At 69.9% G+C, this 26,776-nt stretch carries 23 protein-coding genes and 1 tRNA gene; 12 read left to right on the top strand and 12 right to left on the bottom strand.

All coding sequences use genetic code 11. The features are described 5' to 3' along the window. The first annotated feature begins 11 nt into the window (after positions 1-11). Positions 12-455 (top strand): hypothetical protein, encoded by a 444-nt coding sequence (locus tag HS104_28135; GenBank protein ID MBE7483820.1) that lies wholly within the window; start codon positions 12-14, stop codon positions 453-455. 60 nt (positions 456-515) lie between these two features. Here the strand turns inward: HS104_28135 and uvrB are convergent, their stop codons facing one another. Together uvrB and HS104_28125 are read right to left on the bottom strand one after the other, a co-directional pair. After that, positions 516-2,639 carry an excinuclease ABC subunit UvrB gene (uvrB, locus tag HS104_28130; GenBank protein ID MBE7483819.1) on the bottom strand — a complete coding sequence of 708 codons (2,124 nt, stop codon included), beginning with the start codon at positions 2,637-2,639 and terminating at the stop codon, positions 516-518. An 82-nt stretch (positions 2,640-2,721) separates the two neighbouring features. Beyond that, complete coding sequence (locus HS104_28125) at positions 2,722-3,531, bottom strand: autotransporter domain-containing protein (protein ID MBE7483818.1); 810 nt, start codon at positions 3,529-3,531, stop codon at positions 2,722-2,724. An 83-nt stretch (positions 3,532-3,614) separates the two neighbouring features. On the opposite strand from HS104_28125, the gene HS104_28120 reads away from it, so the two are divergent. Beyond that, positions 3,615-4,400 (top strand): hypothetical protein, encoded by a 786-nt coding sequence (locus HS104_28120; GenBank protein ID MBE7483817.1) that lies wholly within the window; start codon positions 3,615-3,617, stop codon positions 4,398-4,400. Positions 4,401-4,404: 4 nt separating this feature from the next. Here HS104_28120 and HS104_28115 read toward each other — a convergent pair whose 3' ends face one another. From HS104_28115 to rplM, 3 genes are read right to left on the bottom strand one after another with little or no spacing between them, the layout of a single operon-like run. Continuing rightward, on the bottom strand, positions 4,405-5,466 hold the full coding sequence (locus HS104_28115) for an N-acetyl-gamma-glutamyl-phosphate reductase (protein ID MBE7483816.1): 1,062 nt from the start codon (positions 5,464-5,466) through the stop codon (positions 4,405-4,407). Further along, on the bottom strand, positions 5,463-5,858 hold the full coding sequence (rpsI, locus tag HS104_28110; protein MBE7483815.1) for a 30S ribosomal protein S9: 396 nt from the start codon (positions 5,856-5,858) through the stop codon (positions 5,463-5,465). The genes HS104_28115 and rpsI overlap by 4 nt, the downstream gene beginning before the upstream one ends. 15 nt (positions 5,859-5,873) lie before the next feature. Continuing rightward, positions 5,874-6,320 (bottom strand): 50S ribosomal protein L13, encoded by a 447-nt coding sequence (gene rplM / locus HS104_28105; GenBank protein ID MBE7483814.1) that lies wholly within the window; start codon positions 6,318-6,320, stop codon positions 5,874-5,876. A gap of 236 nt (positions 6,321-6,556) precedes the next feature. Between rplM and HS104_28100 the strand changes: the two genes are divergently transcribed. Together HS104_28100 and HS104_28095 are read left to right on the top strand one after the other, a co-directional pair. Further along, entirely contained in the window at positions 6,557-8,488 is a 1,932-nt protein-coding gene (locus tag HS104_28100) for a DUF4388 domain-containing protein (GenBank protein ID MBE7483813.1), read from the top strand. A gap of 63 nt (positions 8,489-8,551) precedes the next feature. Continuing rightward, positions 8,552-9,379 (top strand): hypothetical protein, encoded by an 828-nt coding sequence (locus tag HS104_28095; GenBank protein ID MBE7483812.1) that lies wholly within the window; start codon positions 8,552-8,554, stop codon positions 9,377-9,379. A 233-nt stretch (positions 9,380-9,612) separates the two neighbouring features. Here the strand turns inward: HS104_28095 and HS104_28090 are convergent, their stop codons facing one another. Then, entirely contained in the window at positions 9,613-11,490 is a 1,878-nt protein-coding gene (locus tag HS104_28090; protein ID MBE7483811.1) for an MFS transporter, read from the bottom strand. A 116-nt stretch (positions 11,491-11,606) separates the two neighbouring features. Between HS104_28090 and HS104_28085 the strand changes: the two genes are divergently transcribed. Beyond that, positions 11,607-11,678 (top strand) — tRNA-Cys (locus HS104_28085). Positions 11,679-11,686: 8 nt separating this feature from the next. Then, entirely contained in the window at positions 11,687-12,181 is a 495-nt protein-coding gene (locus tag HS104_28080; GenBank protein ID MBE7483810.1) for a hypothetical protein, read from the top strand. A 4-nt stretch (positions 12,182-12,185) separates the two neighbouring features. Here HS104_28080 and HS104_28075 read toward each other — a convergent pair whose 3' ends face one another. After that, a complete protein-coding gene (locus tag HS104_28075; GenBank protein MBE7483809.1) occupies positions 12,186-12,392 on the bottom strand; it encodes a hypothetical protein in 207 nt (68 codons plus the stop codon). Between the two features lie 125 nt (positions 12,393-12,517). Here HS104_28075 and HS104_28070 point away from each other — a divergent pair, with 125 nt between their 5' ends. Then, complete coding sequence (locus HS104_28070; protein ID MBE7483808.1) at positions 12,518-13,903, top strand: ankyrin repeat domain-containing protein; 1,386 nt, start codon at positions 12,518-12,520, stop codon at positions 13,901-13,903. A gap of 8 nt (positions 13,904-13,911) precedes the next feature. Here the strand turns inward: HS104_28070 and HS104_28065 are convergent, their stop codons facing one another. The 5 genes from HS104_28065 to HS104_28045 form a co-directional block, all read right to left on the bottom strand. Then, positions 13,912-15,486 carry a hypothetical protein gene (locus HS104_28065; GenBank protein ID MBE7483807.1) on the bottom strand — a complete coding sequence of 525 codons (1,575 nt, stop codon included), beginning with the start codon at positions 15,484-15,486 and terminating at the stop codon, positions 13,912-13,914. A gap of 45 nt (positions 15,487-15,531) precedes the next feature. Beyond that, complete coding sequence (locus HS104_28060; GenBank protein MBE7483806.1) at positions 15,532-15,903, bottom strand: hypothetical protein; 372 nt, start codon at positions 15,901-15,903, stop codon at positions 15,532-15,534. A 95-nt stretch (positions 15,904-15,998) separates the two neighbouring features. Then, entirely contained in the window at positions 15,999-17,354 is a 1,356-nt protein-coding gene (locus HS104_28055) for a translocase (GenBank protein ID MBE7483805.1), read from the bottom strand. A gap of 2 nt (positions 17,355-17,356) precedes the next feature. After that, the gene (locus HS104_28050; protein MBE7483804.1) at positions 17,357-19,051 is read right to left on the bottom strand and encodes a hypothetical protein; all 1,695 of its coding nucleotides are present in this window, start codon (positions 19,049-19,051) and stop codon (positions 17,357-17,359) included. Beyond that, the gene (locus HS104_28045; protein ID MBE7483803.1) at positions 19,041-20,468 is read right to left on the bottom strand and encodes a hypothetical protein; all 1,428 of its coding nucleotides are present in this window, start codon (positions 20,466-20,468) and stop codon (positions 19,041-19,043) included. Before HS104_28045 ends, HS104_28050 begins: the two co-directional genes overlap by 11 nt. A gap of 87 nt (positions 20,469-20,555) precedes the next feature. Between HS104_28045 and HS104_28040 the strand changes: the two genes are divergently transcribed. The 5 genes from HS104_28040 to HS104_28020 are packed head-to-tail and all read left to right on the top strand — an operon-like array spanning position 20,556 to position 26,549. Next, positions 20,556-21,122 carry an HD family hydrolase gene (locus HS104_28040; GenBank protein ID MBE7483802.1) on the top strand — a complete coding sequence of 189 codons (567 nt, stop codon included), beginning with the start codon at positions 20,556-20,558 and terminating at the stop codon, positions 21,120-21,122. A 17-nt stretch (positions 21,123-21,139) separates the two neighbouring features. Then, positions 21,140-21,361: a hypothetical protein gene (locus HS104_28035; protein ID MBE7483801.1), complete on the top strand. Its 222-nt coding sequence runs from the start codon at positions 21,140-21,142 to the stop codon at positions 21,359-21,361. 3 nt (positions 21,362-21,364) lie between these two features. Next, positions 21,365-21,853: a Cys-tRNA(Pro) deacylase gene (gene ybaK / locus HS104_28030; protein ID MBE7483800.1), complete on the top strand. Its 489-nt coding sequence runs from the start codon at positions 21,365-21,367 to the stop codon at positions 21,851-21,853. A 14-nt stretch (positions 21,854-21,867) separates the two neighbouring features. After that, positions 21,868-23,616: a serine/threonine protein kinase gene (locus tag HS104_28025; GenBank protein MBE7483799.1), complete on the top strand. Its 1,749-nt coding sequence runs from the start codon at positions 21,868-21,870 to the stop codon at positions 23,614-23,616. Further along, positions 23,616-26,549 carry a TonB-dependent receptor gene (locus tag HS104_28020; protein ID MBE7483798.1) on the top strand — a complete coding sequence of 978 codons (2,934 nt, stop codon included), beginning with the start codon at positions 23,616-23,618 and terminating at the stop codon, positions 26,547-26,549. The genes HS104_28025 and HS104_28020 overlap by 1 nt, the downstream gene beginning before the upstream one ends. Positions 26,550-26,776 lie beyond the last annotated feature (227 nt).

The raw sequence follows: 26,776 nt of genomic DNA, 5'->3' as shown, positions 1-26,776 counted from the left end.
AAGGAGTGTTCATGCGCCAGCGTTTCGTCCTCGCCGCCTTCGCCGTCTCGGCCGCGCTCTTGCTGCCCGGCTGCGGGAAGTTCAAGAAGACGAAGGAGTGCAACGCCTTCATCGAGAAGGTGAACACCGCCATCAAGGAGATCGAGCAGAACTCCGCGTCAAAGAGCGGCGACGACGCGCAGGTCATCTCCTCCATGAAGAAGCTGGGCGAGCTCTACGACCAGCTCGCCAAAGACGTGTCCGCGCTCGATGTCTCCACGCCGGAGCTCAAGGCGCACGCCGCGAACTACAAGGAAATGTGCACCAAGGCGGCGAGCACCGCGCGCCAGGTGGCCACCGCGATCGAGACGAAGAACCCGGAGCAGGCCGACTCCGCTCAGAAAGAGTTCGACAAGATCGTGAAGCAGGAGGACGACCTGGTGAACCAGATCAACACCTTCTGCCAGGCGCCCTGAGCTCGGAGACTTGCGCCGCGCCGACCCTCGGGAGTCCCGACGGGGGCGCCCACGGGGCCGCTACTTGCGGCGTTTCTGCGGAGGGTAGCTCGGGCGCGAGCGCTTGTTGGCGCGGCCCGGCGGCATGGACTTGGACGTCGCGCGGGGTGGCTGAGGGGTCAACGACTCTCGGACCTCGACCGGCAATCCCGAGGTCAGGCGCCGGAGGTCGTCGCGCAGACGTGCCGCGGTCTCGAACTCCAGGTTCTCCGCGGCGGCGAACATCTGCTGGCGCAGCGCCTCCACCCGCTCCGCGAGCTCCTCGCGCTCGTCCACGCTGCGCGGCGTCGCGTCCTTCTTGCCCGAGCGCGGGGTGCGCGGCACCGCGTAGTAGTCCGTGGTGCCGCTGGCCGGGTTGATGTCCAAGATCGCGCGGCGAATCGTCTCCGGCGTGATGCCGTGCTCCTCGTTGTAGCGAGCCTGAATCGCGCGCCGGCGGTTGGTCTCGTCCATGGCGCGTTTCATCGCGTCGGTGATGCGGTCCGCGTACATGAAGACCTGGCCGCCCGCGTTGCGGGCCGCGCGCCCGATGGTCTGGATGAGGGAGCGCGGGCTACGCAGGAAGCCTTCCTTGTCGGCGTCCAGAATCGCCACCAGGCTGACCTCCGGCAGATCGAGCCCCTCGCGCAGGAGGTTGATGCCGACCAGCACGTCGAACTCGCCGGCGCGCAGATCCCGCAAGATGTCGATGCGCTCCAGCGTGTCCACGTCGGAGTGCAGGTAGCGCACGCGGATGCCGAGCTCGGAGTAGTACTCGGTCAGGTCCTCGGCCATTCGCTTGGTGAGCGTGGTGACCAGCACGCGTTCGTCGCGCTCCACGCGCTTCTTGATCTCTCCGAGCAAGTCGTCGACCTGGCCTGCGACCGGCCGCACGAAGATCTCGGGGTCGAGCAGCCCCGTGGGACGGATCAGCTGCTCGATGACGCCGCCGGTGCTCTTCTCGAGCTCGAAGTCGCCCGGTGTGGCCGAGACGAAGATCACCCGGCGCATGTATTTCTCGAACTCGTCGAACTTCAGCGGCCGGTTGTCCAGGGCGCTGGGCAAGCGGAAGCCGAACTCGACCAGGGTCTCCTTGCGCGACCGATCCCCGCGGTACATCGCCCCCACCTGCGGCACGGTCTGGTGCGACTCGTCCAGGATCAAGAGGAAGTCATCCGGGAAGTAGTCGATCAAGGTCGGCGGCGGCTCGCCCGGTTCGCGATTCGAGAGGTGGCGTGAGTAGTTCTCGATGCCCTGCACGAAGCCCATCTGCTCGAGCATCTCCAGGTCGTACATGGTGCGCTGCTCGATGCGCTGCTTCTCGAGGAAGCGGCCCTGCTTGTCGTAGAAGTCCAGGCGCTCGCGCAGCTCGGCGCGGATGGCGTCGACGGCCCGCTGCAGCTGCTGCCGCGGGGTCACGTAGTGGGAGCCCGGGTAGACCGCGTAGCGGTCCAGCTCCGAGAGCACGCGACCCCTCACCGGGTCCACCTCCGAGATCCCGTCCACCTCGTCGCCGAAGAACTCGACGCGGATGGCGATCTTGTCCTCGTAGGCCGGGAAAATTTCCACGACGTCACCCCGGACCCGGAAGGTACCGCGGTGGAAATCGACGTCGTTCCGCTCGTACTGGATGTCCACCAGCCGCCTGAGCAGGTTGTCGCGCAAGAGCTCCTCGCCCTTCACGATCTCGATCAGCAGGCCCTCGTACGACTCGGCCGACCCGATGCCGTAGATGCAGCTGACGCTGGCCACGATGATCACGTCCGGGCGGGACAGGAGCGCGTGCGTCGCGGCGTGGCGCATACGGTCGATCTGGTCGTTGATGATCGCGTCCTTCTCGATGAAGGTGTCCGTCGTCGGGATGTACGCTTCGGGTTGGTAGTAGTCGTAGTAGCTGACGAAGTAGTGGACGGCGTTCTCCGGGAAGAGGTCGCGCATTTCGCCGTAGAGCTGAGCTGCGAGCGTCTTGTTCGGCGCGATGATCAGCGTAGGCCGCTGCAAGTGCTGGATTACGTTCGCGACCGTGAACGTCTTTCCGCTGCCGGTGATGCCGAGCAGCGTCTGATAACGCTCGCCGGCGTCCAGCCTGCGCGAGAGCAGCGAAATGGCCTCGGGTTGGTCACCCTTGGGGGAGAAGTCACTGCGAAGCTTGAAGCCGCGGGTCATCGAAGAGCCTTGCATCATCCGGCGGCGTGCCGCTCTTTTCAACTCTTGCCGCGACAAGCCGCGCGAAAGGGCAGTTTGTCGATCAGTGCAGGGTCGCCGTGAACGACAGCGTCAGCGCCGTGGTCTTGTGCCGGGTCACGGCGCCTTCGCTCTCGTGCTTCACGCTCGCCCAGCTCAGCCTGAGCTCGGGCCCCAGGCTCCACTGATCGCCCACCCAGAAGTCGTAGCCGCCGCCGATTGCGAAGCCGCCGCCGCCGAGCTCGGTCTCGCGTTTGTCCCCGGCCACCTCGTAGCGATAGGTCTCCTCCGCCGCCGCCACCAGCGCCTGCACGTAGGCGCCGCCTTCTGCGTCGAAGTAGAGCTGGGCGAACAGCGCCAGGAACGAGAGCCCGAGCTCCGTGTCGTCGAGCCGCTCCGAGCTTCCCCCGACCTGGTAGCTCGGGTTCATCCAGGTGTGCGCGACGAGCCCGCCGCCCAGCACGAAGCCGCGGGCCGGAGTCCCGCCGATGAGCAGCTCGAGCGCGCCGCCGCTGCCGCTGAGATCGCCGCCAGCCTGGGTCTGGCCCAGCGTTCCCTCGGTCTTGGTCAGCATCGAAGAGAAGCCGAGCCCCATGCGCAAGAAGAAGCCGTCGTGCTCGTGTGCGCCGCGGTTCCGGGCGTCCGGCGGTGGCAGCGGCGGTGGCGGCGGCGCGGCCGGGTAGTAGTAGCCCGGCGCCGGCGCGTAGCCCGGCGGAGGGGAGGGCGGTGGCGCGTGCGGCTGCGCCGGCGGGGCGGCGGCCGGTGGAGCGGGGGGCGAAGGCGGAGGGGTGTCCGGTGCGGGCACCTGCGCGCGTGCGGGGGCGCCTGTGGCGAGCACCAGCCCGACGACCACGACGCGCGCGCGCTTCGACATCAGGACTCGGGAGCAAAGCGCGCCGGCTCTCGCCCCGTCAATGGGGTCGGCTCGCGTGCGCCGAAATGAGCTACGCTCGGGCGATGTCTCGGAAGCTGTGGCTCTCGCCGCTGGCCGCGCTGCTCGCCATCGCAGCGTGCGGCTCGGACGACTCGGGCGGCTCCGCCCAGAGTGGCGGCGGCTCGGGCGGCGGCGCTGGTGTCGCGTCCGGCGGCAGTGCTGGTGTCGCGGGGAGCGCGAGCGGCGGCGCTTCGGGTTCGGGCGGCACGGCCGGGGCTCAGTCGGACGCGGGACCAGACGGAGCGCTGCCACCGCCGGGCGCGCTGCTCGGGGCGTTCCAGCTGACCTACTACTGGGTCACCACCGAGGAAGAGTTCAGCGGCGCCAAGGACACCAATCTCTACGACAAGAGCTGCAAGCTCTTGGCGACGGTAGCAGCGAAGTTTGCCGCGTCGCTGAAGCTCGAAGGCACCGGTCGTCTCTCCGACGGACGCATTCTGAACTACGACGGCAGCTGCAACTGTCCGACCTCGCCCTGCTATCTGGTGGCGGATGCCCAGCACCCTTGGGGCTACGGCGTTCAGGGCAAGGCCTTGGTGCCGTTCCGCTCGTTCGCGGTGGACAAGGCCGAGATCCCTTACGGCCAGAAGGTCTACGTCCCCGAGCTCGACGGGGTCAGCGTGCCGGGGGAGACGCCTTGGGGAAGCTTCGTCCACGACGGATGTTTCAGTGCGGACGACACCGGGGGCGCCATCGTGGGCAAGCACGTGGACTGGTTCGTCGCGCTGAAGCCGCACTACGTGACCCTGGACGGTTCGCTCGGCTTGACGACGATCACCGTGCACCAGGGCGGCGCGCGGTGCCCGTAGCACTTCAAGGAAATGTACCGAGCAGGGGCAGCCCCAGCGCGTCCGGCAGGCCCAAGCACACGTTGAGGGCCTGGATGGCCTGCGCCGAGGCTCCCTTTGCCAGGTTGTCGATGGCGCACATGGCCACCAGCGTGCCCACGCGCTCGTCGAGCGCGTAGGCGACGAACGCGCGCGCCGAACCGCGGACCCAGAGCGTGTCGGGCAGGCGGCCCTCCGGCAGCACGCTGACCAAGCCTTCGCGGTACGCCTCGCGCGCGGCGTCGCGGCACGCCTCGGCCGTGGTCCCCGGCTTCGCCCGCGCGTACGCCGTGGTGAGGATGCCGCGCGTGAAGGGCGCCAGGTGGGGGGTGAAGACCACGTGGAGCGCGCGCCCGGCGCTCCGCGACAGCTCCTGCTCGATCTCGGGGACGTGGCGGTGTGTCCCGGCGACCTTGTAGGGTCGAAGCCCCTCTGCGGTCTCGGGAAAGTGCGTCCCGGCGCTGGCGCTCCGCCCCGCGCCGCTCACCCCGCTCTTGCTGTCCACGACGATGCCGTCCGGCTCCACCAGCGAGGCCGAGAGCAGCGGTGCCAGCGGCAGGATGCTGCTGGTTGGATAGCAGCCGGGCGCCGCGATCAGGCGCGCGCCCCGGAGCTCGTCCCGATGGAGCTCCGGCAGCCCGTAGACGGCCTCCGGCAAGAGCTCCACCGCCGGGTGCTCGCCGTACCAGGCCGCGTAGCTCTCGGCGCTCTTCAGCCGAAAGTCTGCCGACAGGTCCACGACGCGAATGCCCGCCTCGAGGAGCGCCTTCCCGGCGCGGGCGCTGGCGGCGTGCGGCAAGGCGGTGAAGGCGACGTCGAGTCGGCTCCCGAGCTCCGCGGCGCGAGCGGGCTCGAAGCCCTCCAGCACGCGGTCGCCCAGGCCTGGCACTCCTTCGCAGGGGGGCAACACGTCCCCCAGACGCTGCCCCGCCTTCTCGCGCGCGCCGACGTAGGCGAGCTCGAGCTTCGGGTGCCCGCTGACGAGCCGCACGAGCTCGGCGCCGGTGTAGCCGCTGGCGCCGACGATGCCCGCTCGGAGGGAGGTCAACGCTTGCTGTACTGGAAGCGCTTGCGGGCGCCCGCCTGACCGTACTTCTTGCGCTCCTTCTTGCGGGAGTCGCGGGTGAGGAAGCCGGCGCGCTTGAGCGACTTGCGGCGCTCCGGATCCTCCGAGGTCAGGGCGCGCGCGATGCCGTGGCGCATGGCCTCGGCCTGGGCGCTGTGGCCGCCGCCGCAGACGGTCGCGGCCACGTCGTATTTGTCGGTGAGCTCGAGCAGCTCGAGGCTCTGGCGCATGATCATGCGGCTGGTCTCGCGCTCGAAGTACTCGTCGCCGGGACCGCCGTTGATGCTGATCTGCCCGGTGCCGGGCTTGACCCAGACGCGAGCGACCGCGGTCTTGCGCTTGCCAGTGGCGTAGATGGAAGTCGTTTCAGCCATTGTTCGGATCTTTCATCAGAGCGCGAGGGCGTCGGGCTTCTGCGCCTTGTGCGGGTGCTCGGCACCGGCGTACACCTTGAGCTTGGCGAGCATTTCGCGCCCGAGCACGTTCTTCGGCAGCATGCCCTTCACCGCTTTGGTGACCGGCAGCTCCGGGTGAGACTCCTTGACGATCGCGAACGTCCGGCTGCGCAGCCCGCCCGGGTGACCGCTGTAGCGGTGGTAGAGCTTGGTCGTCGCCTTGTTGCCCGTGAGCTTCACTTCGCCCGCGTTCACCACGATGACGAAGTCGCCGGTGTCGATGTGCCGCGTGTAGGTCGGCTTGTGCTTGCCCGAGAGGACGGTGGCGACCCGGCTCGCGAGGCGGCCGAGAGGTTGTCCTTTGGCGTCGATGACCCACCACTTGCGGGTGGCTTGCGCTTCGGCAGGCTTTGCCGAATACGTCCGCTTCGTCTGGCGCATGACAGAGAGTTCCTGTGCTGGCGAGCGACTGCCCGCTCTGGAAAGGGGCGGCATTACTAGCTTCGGCCGTCTAGTCCGTCAAGCCGACGCTCGGATGGGCTTTTTCGCCGGCTTCCGGCCAGCGGCCGGGGGCGGGGATCCGGGGCCTTTTGCCCGCCCGCCCCGCCGCGGGCGAGGGACCCGGGGAGCGCCCGGTCCGCTATACTCCTCATTCCTCCCCTGTCGAAGCGCGCTTCATGAACCCCGCAGCCGGCCTGCGACTTGTCGAGCGGATGGTGGCCGACGGCCTCATCACCCGCGAGCAGCAGGAGGCGTCCATCTCGTTCGTGCAACGGACCGGGGAGCGCGTCGAGGAGTGTCTGCTCGAGCTGCGTGCGCTCGACGAGGTCTCGCTGCTCAAGTACCTGGCCAACCTCCACCGCACCCGCTTCGTCTCGACCGAGAAGCTGTCCAAGGCCGAGGTCGATCGGTTCGCCGTCGAGAAGGTGCCGAAGCGCCTGGCCGAGCAGCACCAGATCTTCCCGGTCCTGTTCGACGCCCAGGCGAGCGTGCTATCCGTGGTCACGGCGGATCCGGACAACGCCGAGGCCCTCCAGGAGGCGCAGATCGCCTCCGGAGTGAAGACCGTGCGGGCGTTCGTGGGCCGGCCGCGGGCGGTGAAGGCCGCGATCGCCAAGGCGTACAGCGGCGACATCCACGCCTTCGCCGTGCTCGACCGTCAGGCGCAGGCGCAGTTCGCCAGCATGCTCGACGTGTACGAGCGGAACCTGGTCAGCCCCGAGACCCTGGCCGCGGCCCTGTCTGCGGAGCGCCCCGGACGCGAGCGCATCCTCTCCGGCCACGACCTCCGGGGCGGCACGTTCGGGGTGGGCGCGGAGTCCGTCTCCACGACCTCGTACATGGAGACGCTCAACGTGCTGATCTCCCTGCTCGAGAGCACGCGGGCCGACATGCGCGGGCACTCCGCCTACGTCGCCCGCCTGATGCGCAAGATCACCGAACGCATCGGGCTGCCCGACGCCGAGCGCGTGAGCGCCTCGATCGCGGGCTACCTGCACGATCTGGGCAAGGTGACCGAGTATCACCTCACCGCCTTCAACGTCGCCCAATACGACCAGCACCGGACCGTCGCCGCGAAGCTGTACCGCGCCCCGTCCAGCCTGATGGAAGCGGTGAAGCTGCCGCGCGAGGTGACGACCGCGGTCGAGACCATGTACGAGCGCTACGACGGGGACGGCCTGCCGGGCTCGCTGCACGGCAAGGAGATCCCGCTCATCGCCCGGCTCCTGGCGGTGGCGGACACCTACGCGGACCTGACGCAGAACCCCAAGAATCCGTTCCGCCAGCTGCTCGACCCGGCTGCGGCGTGCGACGTCTTGGCGCGCTACCGCGGCAGCGTCTTCGATCCCAACATCGTGGATCTGTTCCGGCTCATCATCACGGGTGACGACCTGCGCGCGCGGCTCTTGGCCACGCGCCATGTCGCGATGATCGTCGACCCGGATCCGGAAGAGACGACGGTGCTCGAGCTGCGCATGCTCGAACAGGGCTTCGACGTGCGACCGGCGCGCAACACGGATCAGGCCATGCAGCTCCTCGAACGCGGCGACATCCAGATCGTGATCGCCGAGATGGACCTTCTGCCCATGGACGGCGTCTCGTTGCTCGGCTGGGCGAGGCGGCGGCAGTGGGGCCTGAAGCTGCCCTGGGTGTTCCTCACGGCCCGCACCGCCGGCTCCGACGCGCAGAAGGCGTTCGAGGCGGGCGCGACCGACTACCTGACCAAGCCGGTGAGCCCCGACCTCCTGGTGGCGAAGATCAAGACCATCCTGGAGCGCTCGCAGACCGCCGGGGCCGGAGGCGTCTCGGGCTCGCTGGCCGAGATGGGCCTGCCGGAGCTGGTGCAGGTGCTGACGCAGGGCCGAAAGACCGGCTCGCTCAAGCTCCGGACCGCGAACGACGTGGGCGAGCTGCACTTCGTCGGCGGCAACGTCTTCAACGCGCTGTTCGGGGGGGCTCGCGGCGCGGAGGCCGTGTACGCGATGCTCAAGCTGCGCGAGGGAACCTTCATCTTCGATCCGAGCTTCGAGGCGCCTCAGCGGCTGATCGCCGAGAGTCCCGAGGCGCTCCTGCTCGAAGGCATGCGGCGGTTGGACGAGGGCGCCTGATCCAACGTGGTGTGCCGGGCACCCGCCCGTGATACGCTTTTTTCGTTCGGTCGGAGCTCCCACGTGTCCAAGACCCCGCCTCCCATGCTCGGGTTCAACAACAACGTGCGGCACCACGGGCGCATTTTCCACATCCAGACCGAGGACAGCGGCGTCAAGCGGCCGCACATCTTCACTCACCTGTTCGGCGACGGCGGCCGCATCCTGAAGAGCGTGCGCACGGACTACTCCGAGCACGTCGGCAACGCCGACATGGCCGCCACCGTGAAGCGGATGATGAAGGAGCAGCACAAGGCGATGTTCGTCGCCTTGCGCGCCGGCGAGCTGGACGACGTGATCGAGGCCGCGTTCGGCCCCCTGCCCAAGTCGGAGCGACCGAGCCCGGCAGTAGCGGAGGAGCTGCCCTCTTCGCCGATCGCTCAGCCGAGCCCCGAGGAGGTCGCGGCGCGCATCGCCACACCGATGCCCGCCGAGTGGCGCGAGCAAATCGCCAGCGCGGAGGCCGAGCCGCCCGAGCCCGAGCCCGAACCCCAGGTGCACGTGCCGGTGCCCGCACGGCCGCGCATCCCCACCCCGCCGCCGCCCTCGCACTCGATCGGCTCGGCAGTGGAGGCCATGGCCGCGAAGGCCGCTGGGGTCGCGGTCCCCCGCTCGGCGACCCCGCTCGGAACCCCGCTCAGCGCCCCTTCGCCCCTGATGCGCCGCCGGGCAGCGCCGGGCGGCGACGCGCCGCCTGGCCGCTATTCGATCTCGCGCCCCGCTTCGATCTTCGGCGACGCGCCTCCGCCCGACAACCGCAGCATCTTCGGCGACCCGCTGATCGGCGAGAAGTCGCTGGACGAGGTGATCCTGTCCTACCTAGCCGAGGATCTCGACAGCCCGCAGAAGTGAGCGGCGTTAGGGGGTGTCCCTAGTTCGGTGTGCGACCGAGCGGCTCGATTCGCCCCGCTCGGCGGTCAGCCGAGCCCCGGAATCACTTGGACAGCCTGGTCATGATCGGATCTCGATCCGAAAGTGAGGCGTGCGTGCGAAGACCGGCCGGGGCCGGCGCCGGCCGTTTCGACCGAACGGAAGCGTCGCGTGGCGCTTGCTGCCGCCAGCCGAGCGCGAATTAGGGACACCCCCTAGTGTCCGCCGCCAGCCTTGGGCTTCGCGCTCCAGATCCGCAACGAGAGCAAGAAGCCGATCACGCCGAAGGGCAGCAGGAACCACGGCCAATACGTCCACGACTTGGTCGTCAAGAAGCCTAGCGCGACAGACTGAAGCGCCGTGCCCAGGTAGACGAAGCCGTCGATCACGCCGACGGCGGTGGCTGCGCCTTTTCGCCCGCCGAAGTCCATCGTGGCCGTGCCGCTGAGCAGGCCGTGGGTCCCGATCACGCACAAACTGAGCACGAACACCAGGCAGCCGAGCACGTAGGGGCTGAGCGGCAGCACCGGGCGTGCCTTCAAGAAGCGCATGTCGCCGGCGCGCTGGCTGGCCTTCGGATCCGGCAGCGCGAGCTCTTGGACCTGGCCGCCGCGCTCCACGCGCGCGGAGATCACGGGCTCGCGCGGCTCCTGGGGCTTCGCGGCGAGCGCGGACACGCACATGCACTTCTCGCCGTCCCAGCCCGAGTCCTTGCACATGGCCGGCACGCAGGCCACGGCGTTCCTGACCTCGGTCCAGCCGCTCACCGCCGAGTCGGCCCCGATGGCCAGGATCTTGTCACCGGCGACCAGGCCGCTCTTGGGATCTGCCGAGGCCACCACGTTGGTCGGCACCGCGAGGGAGAAGCCCATCCCCAGCACGCACACCGCGAGCAGGCCGTACAAGAAGGCCGCGGCGGGACCGCGCCGGCTCTGGAAGAAGAGGTCGCTGACCCAGCCGGCGACGTTGCCGCCGATCACGCCGGCGACCATGAGCAGGCCTCCCCACCCGCCCTGGAGGAAGGGGGCGAGGAAGGCCAGCGCGGCGCCCACGGCGTATGCGCCGCGGCGCGTGCCGTGCGCGCGCTTGGCGAGCAAGGCCGACACGATCGCGACGCCGAAGCAGGGCAGGGCCGGCCAGAGGGGCGACCACGTGCCGTCGCGCATGGCCAGGAGCAGCGCCCCGCCACGCAGCGCGTGCTCGTTCGGCAGCGCCCAGATCTCGTTGGCGTAGATCGGGAACCAGTGCATGACGCCGTTGCGCAGCACGCCGGTGCAGAACTCGATCAGCGCCACGGTGATGATCACCGGGTGGGTGAGGATGCGCTTGTACAGCTCCATCACGGGGGTGGGCGCCGAGCTGGTGTCGCCGGAGGAGGCGTCGCCGGTGTCGAAGTCCTGGTGCCCCGCCTGGCCCGGGCGGTCCCGGAGCAGCCACAGCTCGACCACGAAGAACAGCGCCAGGAGCGCCGCGGGGACCGCGAACACCACCCAGGCCACGCTCGGTCCGGGCGCCTCGGGCCAGACGCGCTGGGCGGCCTTCAAGAGCAGCTCGTTCACGGTGAAGGCGAGGAAGATCCCGCTCGAGATCATCGTGCCGAAGATGCCGGAGAAGCCGCCGCGCTCGGTGACGTGGAACCAGTGCGCGTTGACCTTCACGATGGAAACGGCGCCGAAGCTCTGGAAGTACATGTTCAGCGCGTAGAGCAAGCTGAACACCAGGCGCAGCGGTGCCGTGGTCGCCTGTCCCGAGGCGACGACCTGGTAGAGGTAGACCCCCATCGCCAGGTTCGCGACCGTCGAGCCGAGCGCGGCGGCCAGCATGCCCTTTCGGCCGCCCATGCGGTCCACCAGCGGCCCGTTCAGGAGGAACGCGAAGGCGTAGACGAAGGTGCCGGCGCCGAAGATGATGCCGAAGTCCTCCTTGGTCATCAGCTCGCCGAGCGAGTTCTTCGCGACGGTGAGGTTGTACCGCCCCATGTAAAGGAGCGCGTAGGTCACGCCGAGCGGGAACCAGTTCAGGAAACGCCGGCGCCGGAACGCGTCCGTGTGCTTCAGGAAGGGCGTGCTGGCAGTGGCGGAGGTGCCGGCCATTCGAGGCGCCGAGCTAACACCGACCGGGTCCCGGGAGAACCCTCCCGGTCGAATTCACGAGGATGTCACGGGGAGTTGACCGAGGCGGCGGGGGGCGCTATCCACCGGGGCTCCGCGGCGAGGTAGCCAAGCGGTTAGGCAACGGTTTGCAAAACCGTCACACGCCGGTTCGAATCCGGTCCTCGCCTCCGAAGACATGCGCGACAAGACGATTGGGGTGCTCTTGACGCTGGCTCTGTCGACCACCGGCTGTGGTGGCGACGAAGGCGGCAACGGGGGCGGCGGCGGCTCGAACAAGATCGACGCCTGCGCCGTGGTCACGGCGGACGACGCGAGCTCGCTGTTCGGGCAGACGGCCGAGAAGGAGAGCGGGGCACCGAGCGTGGATCCGGCGCTCCTGGGCGAGTGCCAGTGGGGCTGGGCGGACGCCAACGCGAACAGCCACACGCTGCAGTTCCGTGTTTGGGAGGGCGAGCAGTACTACGTCCCCGGCAGCAAGGCCGAGCCCTTCGCCATCGGCGACAAGGGCGTCGTCGAGTCGGACCCGACCTGGGGCGTGGACGTGTCGTGGATGCAGGGGACCAAGGTCGCGGAGCTGAGCTACTCGACCGTCGGCATCTCCCCGGACGCGACCACCAAGCTCGACGCCGTCAAGGCCCTCGCCCTGTCCGCGTCAGCGAAGCTGAAGTGAGCCGTCAGTCGGAGCCGGCGTCGCTCGTACACTGACACGGCCCGAAATCGAGGCCGTCGGCGTTGCAGACCGCCGTGCCCGGGCAGTCGTTCGGTCCCTTGCAGGTGCCGACCTCGCCGGGCTGGCAGGAGGTGGGCACGTTGGGATCGCCGCTGGAGCAGGCAGCAGTGAGCCAGATGCAAACGAGCATGGGCAGCGCGCGGCAGAGCACGGCCGAGAGCTTACCACCTGCACGCGCCGGGAGCGTTCGCTTCCGAATGGTGCACGCCCGCAGCCGGCATGCGCGGGCAGGCCGTGGAAATCCCCATGGCCCGGCGTTTGCTCTCCGCGTGAGCCATGCAGCTCATCGACGTGAATCAGGCGCTCTCGACGATCTCGGACTGCTCGCGGGCGGGTGACCACTCGCGCGTGCGCGACCTGGCGCGAGCGCTCTGCCACGAGCTCGCCGAGGTGGACACCCGCGACCCCCTCGAGCTCGGCTGGGCTCGCTTCTACGAGATCAAGTCGGCGCACGCCCTCGGCGACTGGCAGGGAGCCTGGGAAGCCCTGAACCGGAGCGATGGGGTGGGCTTCGCCTTGCCCGAGCCCAACGGCTCCTACCTGTGCTCCTTGGCCTCCGAGGTGGCGCAGAAGCTCGGGCGCCTCGACGGCGTGCTCCTCTGGGGTGAGCGCTGCCTGGCGATCCGCCGCTCGAGCGGCGCCTCCCTGGCGGAAGCCCAGTGTGCGGGCACTGTCTGCGCGCTGCTCTCGCGCCTGGGCAAGGACGGCGAGAACACCCGGTTCGCGACGCGCCTGCTCGAGCTGGGGCGGGAGCGACACGACGGGCGAGAGCTGCTCGACGCCTACCGCTCGCTCTTCGACAACCAGAAGCAGAGCGGAGACGGCCAGGTCCGGGCGCTCCTGGTCGCCGGGCTCGACGAGCTCCGCGGCCAGCACGACGACGCCACGAGCGCGCGCGCCATCGAGCTGATCCAGGCCATCCAGTCGGCGCCTTGGTTCGACGACGCCCTGGCCCCGAGCGCGCGCGCCGAGCGGGCTCGGACGAGCGAGATGCGGCGTGCCTGCACCGAAGGTGACGTCGCCTCCGTGCGCCGCTTGCTCGACACCGGCTTCGACGTGGACGCGCGCGACGCCTTCGACCGCACGCCGCTCATCCACGCGGCGTTCGCCGGCAAGCTCGAGGTGGTGGCGCTCCTGCTCGAACGTGGCGCCGACCCGCACGCCGAGAACCTCCAGCGCCGGACCGCGCTGGTGCTGGCCGCCGATCAAGGCTTCGCTCCCATCGTCGAGCGCTTGCTCGCGGCCGGCGCGGACCCGGATCACGCCGGGATCGCCGACCAGACCGCGCTGATCGTGGCCAGCTGGCAGGGCCACGCGGCGACGGTCTCGGCGCTGCTCCGCGGCGGCGCGAGCGCGGAGCTTCGCGACGTGGCCGGCAACACCGCGCTCACCCTCACCGCGACCGAGGATCAGCCCGAGGTGATCCACCGCCTGCTCGACGGCGGAGCGCGCATCGACGCCACCACCGCCGACGGACACACGGCGCTGATGAAGGCCGCCATGGAGGGGCGGGAGCGCGTGGCGCGCGTGCTGCTCGAGCGCGGCGCCAACCCCACGCTCCTGGACCGGCACGGCATGACTGCGGAGAGCTGGGCGCGGCAGGAGAAGTTCCCCTCGCTGGCCCAAGAGCTCGGGGCAGCGGCGCGGCGCTGGCGGGGGTGAGGGTCAGCTCACGCGATGCGCTCGACGCGCCGGATGCCCTTACGCGAGACCACGACGCGCAGCCGGTGCCACGGCGCGGAGTCCTCGCCCTCGCGTCGCAGCCGAAACACCACCGCCAGGTTGTACACCCGGGGTGCCCTGGCGGAGCCGATCTTTCCGGCGATCGGATCGGCGAACACGATGTCCCGCTTCGGATCGTCGGTGTGGGAGAGCCAGCGGCTCACGTCGAGGCGGAAGATCTCCGTCAGCGCCGAGAAGCGCGGGTCGGCCAGCGCCACGCGCTGGGCCTGGACCTCCACCTCCTTCTTGTGGAAAAGCACCGTCTCCGGCCGGGCCTGCTCCTCCAGCTCGTGCCGGCGGGTCAGGCGCCGGGCCACGAGCACGGGCGCGGGCAGATCGGCCACGGGGATGAAGCCGCTCTGCTCGTTCATCTCGCCCAGGACGACGCCGCGCTCGCGGTCGCGGATGCGCCAGCGCCGGTCCGGGAAGTGCCGGTCCACCACGCTGGAGAACTTCGACTGGAGCAGGGCCTTGATGCGGTCCTTCACCGCGTAGGCCACCACGCCGACCAGCACCCAGGTCATCAGGCCTTCGGAGCCGACCTGGAAGCCGTTCCAGACGGCGGCGCCCAGCGCGAACGCCATCGCCACGGACGCCGCCACCGCATACAGGAGCTCGCGCACCCAGGTCGAGGCGGGGCGCACCTCCGGGCTGAGCCAGAGCACGGAGGAGGTGAAGCGCTTGAGCAAGTGGCGCCGGAACTCCAGCGCCTCGATCTCGCGCGCGTTCATCACCAGGCGTCCGGTGTGACCGATGCCGTGCTCCTCGCGTTCCCTGGCCTCCGCCACCGCCGCGCGCTCGACCAGTTCTACCAGCGACTCCGCCGCTCCGGCCCGCGCGAGGCGCTGCGCGACCGTGGCGAGCAGCGTCTCGGTCAGGCGCGAGACGTCCTCCTCGACCCACTTCGCGGCGGTCTCGAGCGGATCGCCGCGCTCGGCCGCCGGCGCCAAGGCTTCGCGCAGCCTCGGCGTGATGCGCTGGCACTCCGCGACCATGCGGGCCGCCGCTTGCTCGGCCCGCTCGCGTTCGGGCTCGCCGGCGTCGAGCGCGTCCACGATGCGCGCTCGGAGCTCGACCCCGGCGGCGCGCACTTGGCAGGCGAACAGGCGCATCTCCCGCACCGCCGCCTCGTCGCTGTCCTCGAGCGCCGTTCGGATCTTGTCGATGGGCTCGCCGGCGAGGTCGCCGAACGCGACGTCCGGCACCTCGAAGCGCACGTAGCTCTGAAGATCGGTGTAGATGTCCGTCTTGTCGTAGGTGCGGCTGTCCAGGCGCAGGCTCTCCGGCGCGAAGAAGTAGGCCTCCCAGACGAACGACTCGAGAGCGCGACCCGGCCGAATCCGGTAGTCGATCGCCAGCTCGAGGTGCGTCTTGTCATGGACGTGGAAGGTCGGCTCGTCGCGTCCGCGAGACAGATTGGCGACGAGGGAGCCCCAGTCGCTCGGGCGTTCGGGCGCTCGTAGAGAGGGGCGCGGCTCGGTTGCGTTCGGCTCCGAGTGGGGATGCGTGGCGCTCTTCGTCAACGATTCGTCACGCAATTGTCACACGAAAGCTCGTCACGAGCCAGCTCACGGCGTGGCGCTCTGCCACTCCATCACGCAGCGACTCTCCTGACAGCTCGCCCGGGTCAGACAGCCGCGCTCGGTGCAGGCGACGTTCTGGCAGCTCTTGGGGTATTTCGCGGCCACGTCCTTGGCGTGGCCCGCGTTCACCGCGACCGCCTTGCCGCCGTTGCACTGGTCGCAGCAGGTCGTGACCACCAAGGTGCAGTCAGTCGACGCATTGCAGCTCCGCCACTCTTCGGGGACCGAGACGCCGAGGTCCGTGACCCGCCAGCTCGAGCCGGGGAAGCCGGGCTCCGACGCCGCCGGCGGGTCGGCGGGCTCGACGGGCGGGCTCGCTACCGGCGCGTTGGGATCCGCGGGGGGCGGCTCGGCCACGACGGGTCCTGGGGGTGGGGAGCCGGCGCTGCAGGCAGCCAGGCACAGGGCGAGAGCGAAGCTTCGGAGCGGGCGTGAGGTCATTGGCTCTGCGCTCACAACGGCGCTCGTGCCGGCGCGCTTTCACCCTGCGCGGAGAGCTCGGCGTAGCCCTGGACGATTCGCCGCGCCAAGAGCAGCCACGCCAGGCAGAGCAAGAGGTTCAAGAGCGCGAACGCTCTCACGCCCAGCTCGAGCTGGCGCGCCAGTGCGAACACGACCAGCGCCGAGCCCACGTCGCCCATTCGGACGAAGAAGGTGTCGATGGCCTGCTTGGCCTTGTACTTCATGTCGCGCGTGGTCGGCAGCCAGAGCATGTTCCGGAGCGTGTTGTTGAGCGAGTAGTCGGTGGCGTTCTCGGCGACCTTGCCCACGAACACCACCGCGAGCAGCGGGACGGCCGCCGCGCCCAGAGCGTCCACCAGCGCGATGACCGGCAGCACGAAGAAGGCCCGCTCGAGCCCCCACACGCGCACCAAGCGCGACACGACCAGGGCCTGCAAGCTGACGGTCGCCACGTTGGTGTAGAGGTAGAAGCGGCTGTAGGCGTCGCCGACCCACTCCTTGACCGCGTCCGGCGCCAGACTCCCGGAGGCCACCGCCTGATCGGCGGCCTGCTTGACCAGCGCGCCCAAGATGTACTCCCCGTTGCTGTTCACGAAGCTGAAGAGCAGCGCGAAGGCCGCGACGTGGCGCAGGTAGGTGCTGCCGAGGACCAGCCCGAACGCGCCGCTCCGATCTCCCGGCGGCTCCCGCTCTGCGGGAGAGCGGCGGCTCTCGCGCGTGTGGACGAGTTGGGTCAAGGCGGCCGTCAGGACCAGCAGGCCTGCGCCCACCAGGAGCATGGCGAACACCCCGAGCCGAGCCAGGAGCCAGACGGACAGGCCTGCCCCCAGCACCGCGCCCGCCGTCTGGCCGACCCCGAGCAGCGGGAACAGGCGCTTGCCCTGCTCTTCGGCGTAGACGTCGTTTGCGAAGGCCCAGAACTGCGCCACGACCATCATGTTGAAGATGCCGAGCCAGACGTAATAGACGAGGCCCAGGCGCGCGCGCACGACCTCGAACGAGCTGCCCGCCCAGAACAAGAGCAGGTTCGACGCGAAGAACAGCGTCACACCGACCACCAGGCGGTGCTTTGGCACCCGATCGGCGAAGCGCGCGTAGGCGGGGACCGCGAAGAGCAGCGCCACGGCGATGGCTCCGCTCATGTACGACTTGTACTCGGCGCCGGACTTCATCGCCAAGATCAGCCCCTCGCGCACCGGCTTGATGGCGGAGTACGCGGTCATCAGGACCAGCACGTTCAGCGTCAGGAGCAGCGCGGTCACGCCCTCGCCGGCTTCGACGCGCGTGACGACGCGGAGCACGCGCTCGAGCGGCGTGCGTTCGTGAGGAAGGTCGGACGGAGTCACGATCAGCTCGGCGGCTCGTGGGAGTCGGGTCGCTCGAGGCCCACCACGCGGTAGAGGCCCGCGTCGTATTGGTAGAGGTGAACCCTGGCGGGGAACGTCGGCCTCTCGCCGCGCGTGACCGCGGTCAGGTCGACGAGCAGCGGCGCGGGAATGGTCGAGGAGCCCGGCTGGGCGTTGGGCAAAGGCGCGCAGATGCGCCCGTCGGTCGAGTAGCGCGTGCTGGGAATGTCCGCCGGCTCGAACGACGAGCCCAGGTAGGCGCGCGCGGCGTACAGGCGGGTCGAGCGCGGCGCGACGCCCGCGTGCAGGGCCAGGTCTTCCAGGCAGAGCTCGGCTCTGCCGTCTCGCAGCCGCACCTCCGGCCACGCCAGGGGCGACAAGCGGGACAGGTAGCGCCGCAGGACCACGTCGCGCCGGCCGCGCAGCACCTCGAGCAACCGGGACTCGTACTCGGGCACGAGCAGGCCGGTCCTCACGACCGCTTCAAGGTGCCGATCCGAGAGGCGCGCGATGATGCGCGCCATCCAGGCGGAGTCGCGCTCGCTCTTGCGCACGAACGCGGGGTTCGGATAGCCGGGGCGGAACAGATCGGGATCGAAGTCCTCCACCCGGAAGTACGAGAACACCTTGCCGGTGCGCCCGAAGCGGGCGCGGTCCCAGGGCCGCTCCTCTACCCCGAGCGTCAAGAGGTCTTCGACCACGTAGGGGAAATCCAGGTAGTAGCTGTGGCCGATGCGGCGGCCCATCATCGGCGGCTCCCAGATGCTGCCGTAGGCGTTGCCCACGTCGAGCAGGTAGTGGCGCACGTAGCCGCGATTGCCCGACTTCACCCAGGCCGCCATGGTGTTCTGCTCGCGGGTGTCGAACCAACCGAGCCAGGCTGCCATCACCCCGAGGCCGCGGAGCTCGCGGCGGTCCTCGTGGTTCACCACGTCGTTCGGATCGTCGTCGCGGCGGCCTTCGTAGGTCCAGGGACCGAGCGGCTTGCCCTCGATGAACAGGCTCAAGCTGGCGCGGTAGCGGCCGTCCGGCACGCGCAGCGCCTTCGAGAAGACCTTGTCCAGATCCGCGCTGTCGAGCTTCACCTCTTCGCCGCGCTCGTTCTCGCTCTTGGCCTCGGGGTCGATCTGCAAGATGGACCGCTCGAAGTACACGATGCGGTTGCACGGCACGTGGTAGCCCGCCGCGTGGAAGAGCCGCGTGCCCACCACGTCGGCGGCGGTCGGGCGGGTGCCCTCGACCACGCCGTCGAACTTCATCAGGTAGCGCTTGCCGTCGCTGGCCTTGATGAAGAAGCCCGGGTTGAAGCCGTTGGGCTTGGCGGCCTTGATCACCCAGGGACCCTTGCGGTCCGGCAAGGGGGACTTGCAGGGACCCGACGCGGCGGCCGCGGGCGACAGGCCGAAGCGCCCGATGCGGTTCTCGAACCAGCTCGAGTCCGGCACCTCGTCCAGCGCGTTGACGTTGACCGCCTCGCCCGCGGGATCGACCGCGAAGAAGCGGGAGATGGGGCGGAACACCGTCTGGTTCGCCGCGTCCCACGCGAACGGCGACTCGTACTCCGCCGGCTCGGCCTCGAAGGGGCGCCGATCCGGATCGCGCCACAGCGGCTCCTTGGGTGGGAAGAGCCGCGTCCCTCCGCCGCAGCCTGTGGCCACGAGCAAGAGCGCCAGCGCGGAGCGCAGCCTAGAAGCCACTGGTCGCTCCCACCACCAGGCGCACGTGCTCGATCTCCCCGCCGCTGCGGAAGGTCTCGGTCCCGAACGCGACCAGGAGCTCGAAGGCGTGATCGCGGTTCCCGGTCGAGCGCACGCCCATGCCGAAGGACTGGCGCAGGAGCTCGAGCTCGAAGCCTTCCAGATCGTCACCGAACACGTTGCCCACCGCGTAGTGCAGCGCGCCGTCGAGCCACACCCAGATCGGGTACTGATAGTCGAGCTGCGCCACCGCGTCGCTCCGCCCGACCAGCCTGCCCTCCAGGAAGCCTTGGAGGGGGCGCGGGCCACCCAGGGAGACCTGCTCGGTGAAGGGGATCTCGCTGCCGGCGCTCAGGGGCTCGGCGAAGTCGGCGATCAAGGAGAGCCCCAGCACCCGCTGCTGCCCGGTCAGGTCCACGAACCCGGCGAGCGTGCCCCCGTATTTCAGCCAGTGCTGCCGCTCGGGGCCCGGCCCCGGGGCGTCGCGTAGGCCCGCCGCGTGCTCGCCGCGGAGCTGGAGCCGCACGCCGCTGCCCGGGGGGGACACGTAGTCGCTGCCCTCCGGTAGGTCGTCGGGCATCCGGCGCGGCCGGGTGTCGAGCTCCAGGCTGAGACCCTGCACGAACACCGTGTAGCCGTCGTCGAGACCCGGCGGCGCCGGGTAGCGACCGCGGGCGATCTCTCGGCCCACGGTCGGGTCGTCGAACGCGCCCGTGCTCGGGTCGAAGCTCACGTCCCGCACGCCCACGAAGCTCGACGCCGCGCTCGAGCGCCAGAGCTCGGCGTCGTAGCGGAACCCGACCTCGGCCTTCCGCATCTTGAAGCGAGCCTCGTCCTCGCCCGACTCGGGGCCGAGCCCGTGGAAGACCCAGTCGGGACGGATGGAATACTCGGCGCGCAGGCCGAGCTCCTGATCCGGCGCGACCTCCACGCGATCGGCCAGGGTGAACAGCCACCAGTCGACGCCGCCGGTGGCGGCGCGGGCGCGCAGCTTGTTGTCTCGGGCCAGGAAGTCGTTCCAGCGAAAGTAGACGCCCACGCTCGGACGGAAGCCGAAGTCCACGAGCCCCGTGGGCACGACGGCGATGTTGTTCTCGGGTCCGAAGGTGAACAGGTCCACGAGCTTCTGCGGGACCTGGTTCTTCTCCGCCTCCGACACGGCCCAGCCCAGCGGCCGCCGCACCACGTATTCGCTCACCAGATAGAGCGGCGACAGCACGATGCGCGGGATCCAGAGCAGCACGTCGCCCGGGCGGGTGGGCTCGTCGCCGCGTCCGTCGTAGTCCGGAACGGGGCGCTTCTCTCCGCTCGGGAGCGGCGGATCGGTCGGGGGCTCTGCCGGCGGTGCGGCCGCCGCACCCCGGGCATGGAGCATCAGCGCGAACGCGGCGATGGCGAACCAGACCCTCAAGCTCATGCGACCGTAGCTCGACTCGTAGCGGCAAATCAAAGGCGCGGACAGTCGGTATCTGTTGGAGCGGCCCGCCCGGGGTAAGCTCCGGCAGTGCTGGTCGAAGATCGCATCATCGACACCCTGATTCGCCTGGACCCACTCGCCGACCTACCACGTACGGGCTGGCTGCTCCGCGGGGTCCGCCCCTGCGAGTCGATCGCGGATCACAGCTTCGGCGTGGCGCTGGTGGCCATGCTGCTCACGGACGCGCTGCGCGAGGAGGGCCAGGTCGTGGATGGTGAGCGAGTCCTGCGCATGGCGCTGGTCCACGACGCTCCCGAGGCGCGGACCGGTGACGTGCCCATGCCGGTGAAGAGCGCGGAGGTCGAGCGCGCTCTCGACGAGGTGGACGCGCGCCTGGCCCGCGAGCTCCTGCCCGATGAGCAGTACTCGAGCTGGCGCGAGGCCGAAGCTGGCGAGTCCCTCGAGGCGCGCATCGTGAAGGCCGCCGACAAGCTCCAGATGATGATCAAGGCGCACGTCTACGAGCGCCAGAGCCGCGGGCACCTGGAGGAGTTCTGGCACAACCCGAAGAACTTCCGCGACATGGATCTGCCGCTGGCGCGCCGCGTGTACGATCGCATCTGCGAACGCGCGGGCCGCGAGCGGCCGCGTTGACGTGCTAGGTTCGGGACATGCTGCGTTGGTGGTTGCCGCTGCTCTCAATCGCGCTCGCGACCTTGGGCTGCTCGTCCGAGGAGAAGACCAACCCCGCAGCCGGCGGTGCGGGCTCGGGCGGGGCGGCGGGCAACGCGGGCGCCGGCGGCGGCGGGGCGGCACCCTACTCGGTGCAGGCGTTCGACGCGGTCCGGCTCGGAAGCGACGGCCAGAAGCCCAACTACGCCTTCGGTCCCTGAGGCATGGCGACACCGCACCCGGTCACGCTGGCCGTTCGCGCGCTGCGCGCGGCCAAGGTCCGCTTCGAGCCCCACCTGTTCACCTACGAGCCCCACGGCGGCACGCGCCACTCCGCCGAGGTGCTCGGCGTCGACGAGCACTCGGTGATCAAGACGCTGATCTTCGAGGATGAAGCCAAGGCTCCGTTGTGCGTGCTCATGCACGGCGACCGCGAGGTCAGCGCGAAGAACCTGGCGCGTCAGATCGGCAAGAAGCGCGTCGCGACGTGCGCGCCGGAGACGGCGGAGCGACACTCCGGTTACCTGGTCGGCGGCACCAGCCCGTTCGGTCTGAAGAAGCGTCTGCCGCTGTACGCGGAGCGCACGATCTTCGAGCTCGAGCGCATCTACATCAACGGCGGCGCGCGCGGCTTCCTGGTCGAGATCTCGCCCAAGGACCTGGCGGCCGTGCTCTCGCCGGTGCTGGTGGACGCTGCCACGGAGGGCGCGTAGACTATTTCACTCCGATGAGCCCCGCCGCCGCGGCCAAGCGCCCCTTCCCACCCGGCATGCCGGTGACGGCGGGCGACGTCATCGCGGGCAAGTACCGGGTCGAGGAGCTCGTCGCCGTCGGTGGCATGGGCGTCGTCGTCTCGGCCAAGCACCTCCAGCTCGGCCAGCAGGTGGCCATCAAGGTGCTCTTGCCGGTCGAGGTGGACGACGACTCGCAGGCGGCGATCCCGCGCTTCTTGCGCGAGGCGCGCGCCGCCGCGGGCCTCAAGAGCGAGCACGTCGTGCGCATCTACGACGTCGACACGCTCGAGTCCGGCCTGCCCTACATGGTGATGGAGCTCCTCAGCGGGCAGGACCTGCGCCGCGTGGTCAAGACCGGCGGACCTTTGCCGGTGGAGCAGGCCGTGGACTTCGTGCTGCAAGCCGCGGACGCCATCGGCGAGGCCCACGGCGCCGGCATCGTCCACCGCGATCTGAAGCCGTCGAATCTGTTCTTGACCCAGCGCAACGACGGCCGGCCCTGGGTGAAGGTCCTCGACTTCGGCATCTCGAAGGCCTCCCACGATCCGCTGCTGGAAGGCACGTTGACCACCTCGCGGGCGATGATCGGCTCGCCCATGTACATGTCGCCGGAGCAGGTCCGCGACGCCAAGAGCGTGGACGGTCGCTCGGACATCTGGTCGCTCGGCGTCATCTTGCACGAGCTCTTGTCCGGCAAGCCCGCGTTTCGGGGCGAATCGCTGCCGGCGATCTGCGCTGCCATCGCGGCGGACCAGCCGCAGTCGCTCTCCGAGGCGCGGCCCGACGTGCCGCCGGAGCTCGTGGCCATCGTTTCGCGCTGCCTCGAGAAGGATCCCGCGCTGCGCTACCAGAGCGTCGCCGAGCTGCGCGCGGTGCTCTTGCCCTTCCTGGGGCACTACGCGCCCACGGTGCCGGTCTCCGCCGGAGGCCCGACCTCGGCGCGCTTCGGCTACGAAGCCGTTGCCGTTCCGGGCTCGCTGCGAACGCCGCAGCCCGCCTCGGCGCGCGTCCCGCTGGGCTCGAGCGGCTCGGTGGACGTCGCCGGAGGCCTGCTCGGTACCGGCAGCTCGCCGCGCGAGAAGATGGAGACCGATCCGACTCAGCGCTACCAGCGCTCGGCGCCGGACGCGCGCACCATGAACTACGCGGACGCCGTCAGGACGGCGTCGTCTGCTCACGCGGCATCGGACGCTCCATTCGCGGCGACCGGAATGGCCGCCCCGCGCCGCTCGCGCCTGCCGCTGGTGATCGGCGGAGGCGTCGCGCTCGTGCTGTCCGTAGGGCTCGCCGTCGGCGTCGGCTCGCTCGGGTCGTCGGGCAAGGGCGCGGCCTCGGCCGCCACACCGGCGCCCGCGCCAGCGCCGAGCTTCTCGCTGACGCTGGAGTCGGAGCCGCCCGGTGCCGAGGTGCTGGAGGGCGATCGCGTGCTCGGCAAGACGCCGCTCAGCCTGCCGGTCGAGCGCGCGAGCGTGAAGACGGCGCCGCGTTCGTTCTCGCTGAGGCTCGCTGGCCACCAGCCGTACCGAGTCGAGCAGGGCGACTCCGCCACGGACGTGAAGGTGCGGGCGCCGCTCGTGGCCGAGGCCGCGGCTCCCGAGCCGTCGGCCGAAGCGGAGCCGGCTCCGAGCGCCACCGCCAAGCCCGCCGGCCGGACCCACGCCGGCGCCGGGAAGCCCTCGACGCAGAAACCCGCGCCTGATACTGCTGGCAAGCCGAGTACGGACATTCGGCTCAGCCGCTGATGAGATCACAGGCGCTCGGGGTGCTCTTGGCCGTGGCCGCGGCCTGGCTCTCCTCCGCCCACACGGCGCACGCGGACGACACGGCGGACGAAGCGGATCTGCTGTTTCAGCTCGGCGCCGAGGCCTATCAACGCGGTGAGTACCGCGAGGCGCTGAAGAACTTTCTGGGCAGCAACCGCCTCGTGCCGAACCGAAACGTGGTGTTCAACATCGCGCGCACCTACGAGAAGCTGCGCCAGTATCCCGAGGCCTATCGCTACTTCGTCAGCGCGCTCGACGCGGAAAAAGACGCCGCGGCCCGCGCGCGCATCGAGGACGCGATCGAGCAGATCAAGGCCCAGGTAGCCGTCGTCGATGTAGTGACCGACCCGCCCGGTGCCACGCTCTACGTCGATCGAAAAGACCTGGGTCCCCGGGGCGAGAGCCCGAAGAAGCTCGGGCTCGCGGCGGGCAGCTACAAGATCATCGCCGATGCGCCTGGCTACGAGCCCGCGGAGACCCAGGTGAAGGACCTGAAGGCCGGCAAGACGGTTCAGGTGAAGCTGGCGCTGAAGCAGATCCTCGGGACGCTGTCCGTCGAGGGTGCAATGGGCGCGCTGGTGCGGGTCGACGACGAGAGGCGGGCTCCAGCCTGCACGGCGCCGTGCCGCCTGGATCTGCCGCCAGGGCCCCACACGTTGTTCGTCGGCCGGCCCGGGTTTCGCACCGCGACGGTGCCCGTCGAGGTCCGTCCGAGGCGCACTACGGTGGTCCGCCCGGACGTCCAGGCCCTGATGGGCGAGCTCGTGGTGAGCACCGACGAGCCCGGAGCGTTGATCGAGGTGAACGACAAGCCGGTGGGCTTCACCCCGACCATCGCCAAGGTGCAAGTGGGCCGGCACCGCGTGCGCATCGGCCTCAGGGGGTTTCGCACCGTCGAGCGCGAGGTCGTCGTCAAGAAGGACGAGCAGACGCGCATCGACCTGACGCTCACCCAGTCCGAGGAGGTCATCGCCGCCGCGCGCACGACCCAGAACGTGGAGGACGCGCCCAGCTCAGTCTCGCTGATTGCCGGCAAGGAGCTCCAGGTCATGGCCTACCCGACCATCGCCGAGGCGATGCGCGGCGTCCGGGGCGTCTATCAGTGGGACGACCGCGCCTACGTCTCGGTGGGCATGCGCGGGCTCGGCCGGCTGGGGAGCTACGGCAACCGGGTGCTGGTGTTGGTGGACGGCATGCCCACCAACGACAACTGGATCGGCTCCTCCTACGTCGGCTACGACGCGCGCACGGACCTCGCGGACATCGAGCGCATCGAGGTCGTGCGCGGCCCGGGCTCGGTGCTCTACGGCACGAACGCGTTCTCCGGAGTGGTCAACTTGGTCACGCGCTCGCGCGGCGTTCCGACCGGTGGCGAGGTCGGCGCGTCCACCAACCTCGACGGCGTGGCGCGGGGGCGCGCCCGCGCCAACGTCCGCTTCGGCAACGACGGCGGGCTCTGGACCAGCGTGGCGGGGGCGCGCTCGAGCGGTCGCGACTTCTACTTCCCGGAGTACGTGGCGACCACGCCGCCCGAGGTGGCCGGAAACGCGCGCGACGTGGACGGCTTCCGCACCGGGAGCTTCGCCGGCCGAGCGTGGTGGAAGTCGCTGAGCGCCCAGTGGTCGTATCACCAGCACGACAAGCAGCTGCCCACCGGTCAATACGGCACGCTGCTCGACGACCCGCGCACGCACCAGCGCGACACGCGGCTCTTCTTCGAGGCCAGCGCCGAGCCCAGGCTCGGCAAGGAGCTCACGCTGCTCACCCGCGCCCATCTGAACCACTACAGGTTCCTGGGCGAATACGCGCGCGACGCCGCGGGCGGCGGCCTCGAGCGTGACACCTTCCGCGGCTCGTGGGTGGGCCTCGAGCAGCGGGTGGTGTACGAGCCCAGCCCCGACTGGCGCTTCACGCTCGGCGGCGAAGGGCAGTACCACTACCAGGTCGATCAGCGCGCGGCGGACGATGCCGGGGCGTTCCTCGACGAGCAGGGCGACAACGGACGCCCGTACCAGGTCGGAGCGGCGTATCTGCTCGCCGACGCGACTCTGGCGCCGCCGTTTCGCGTGTCTGCCGGGGCGCGCTTCGACGCCTACTCGACCTTCGGCAACTCGCTCAACCCGCGCGTCGCGCTGATGTTCCGGCCGTACGCGGACGGCAACCTGAAGCTCCTGGGCGGCAAGGCCTTCCGCGCGCCGAGCGTGTACGAGCTCTACTACAACGACGGCGGCGCCACGCAGATCGCCAGCCCGGATCTCGATCCAGAGAGCATCTACTCCTTGGAGCTCGAGCACACCCACCGCTTCGGCCCGACGGTCACGGGGACCGTCTCGGCCTTCGGAAACTACGTCACGAACCTGATCGACCAAGCCGGCAGCGGCACTGCGGCGGATCCCGTGACTTACGTGAACCGCGGCACGCCGCTCGCCTCCGTGGGGGTCGAGGCCGAGGTCCGGCGCGAGTGGCGGCAGGGCTGGATGCTCGGCGCGAGCTACACCTACACGCGCTCCACGATGCTGGCCGGGGAGTCCTTCGACGACCTGGTGAACCTCCGGCAAGATCCCGCGATGCGGCGGGTCGGGAACGCGCCGGAGCACCTCGGCACGCTGAAGGGCGCGGTGCCCATCCTGGCGCGCAACGTCACGCTGGGCTCGCGCCTGACCATCGAGGGCCCCCGTTACGATCGCGTCGAGGACGCCGCGGATCCCGAGCCGCAGCGGCGCACGGGCGGCTTTGCGGTCTGGGACGTCGTGTTCTCGGGCTACGAGGCCCACTGGGGCCTGCGCTGGGCGGCCGGCGTCTACAACGCGTTCGACTGGCGCTACTCGCTGCCGCTCTCCCCCGAGTTCACTCAGCGCCGCATCACCCAGAACGGGCGTACCTTCCTGTTCTCCGGCGACTTGAGCTTCTGACTCGGGTCTGGTCTGTCGCGCCCCGCGCTTGCGGCCGCGCCCTGCCTGCTTCGCGGTAACCGTCGAGACACGCTCAGGAAGCGGTCGGCGAATACCTCCACCGGACGACGGAGTGCGCCGGCCCACCCCTCCGGCTCATGAATGGTCGCATCTCTTCCGGTGTCGTCACGGATCGGGAGAGAACCGCCAAGACGCCAGAAACAACGCCAAGTTCGCCAAGCAGAGCT

Source organism: Polyangiaceae bacterium, assembly GCA_015075635.1.
Taxonomy (GTDB): Bacteria; Myxococcota_A; Polyangia; order Polyangiales; family Polyangiaceae; genus JADJKB01.
Note: the sequence above shows the minus strand (reverse complement) of the source record. Positions and strands in the feature narration are given on the sequence as shown.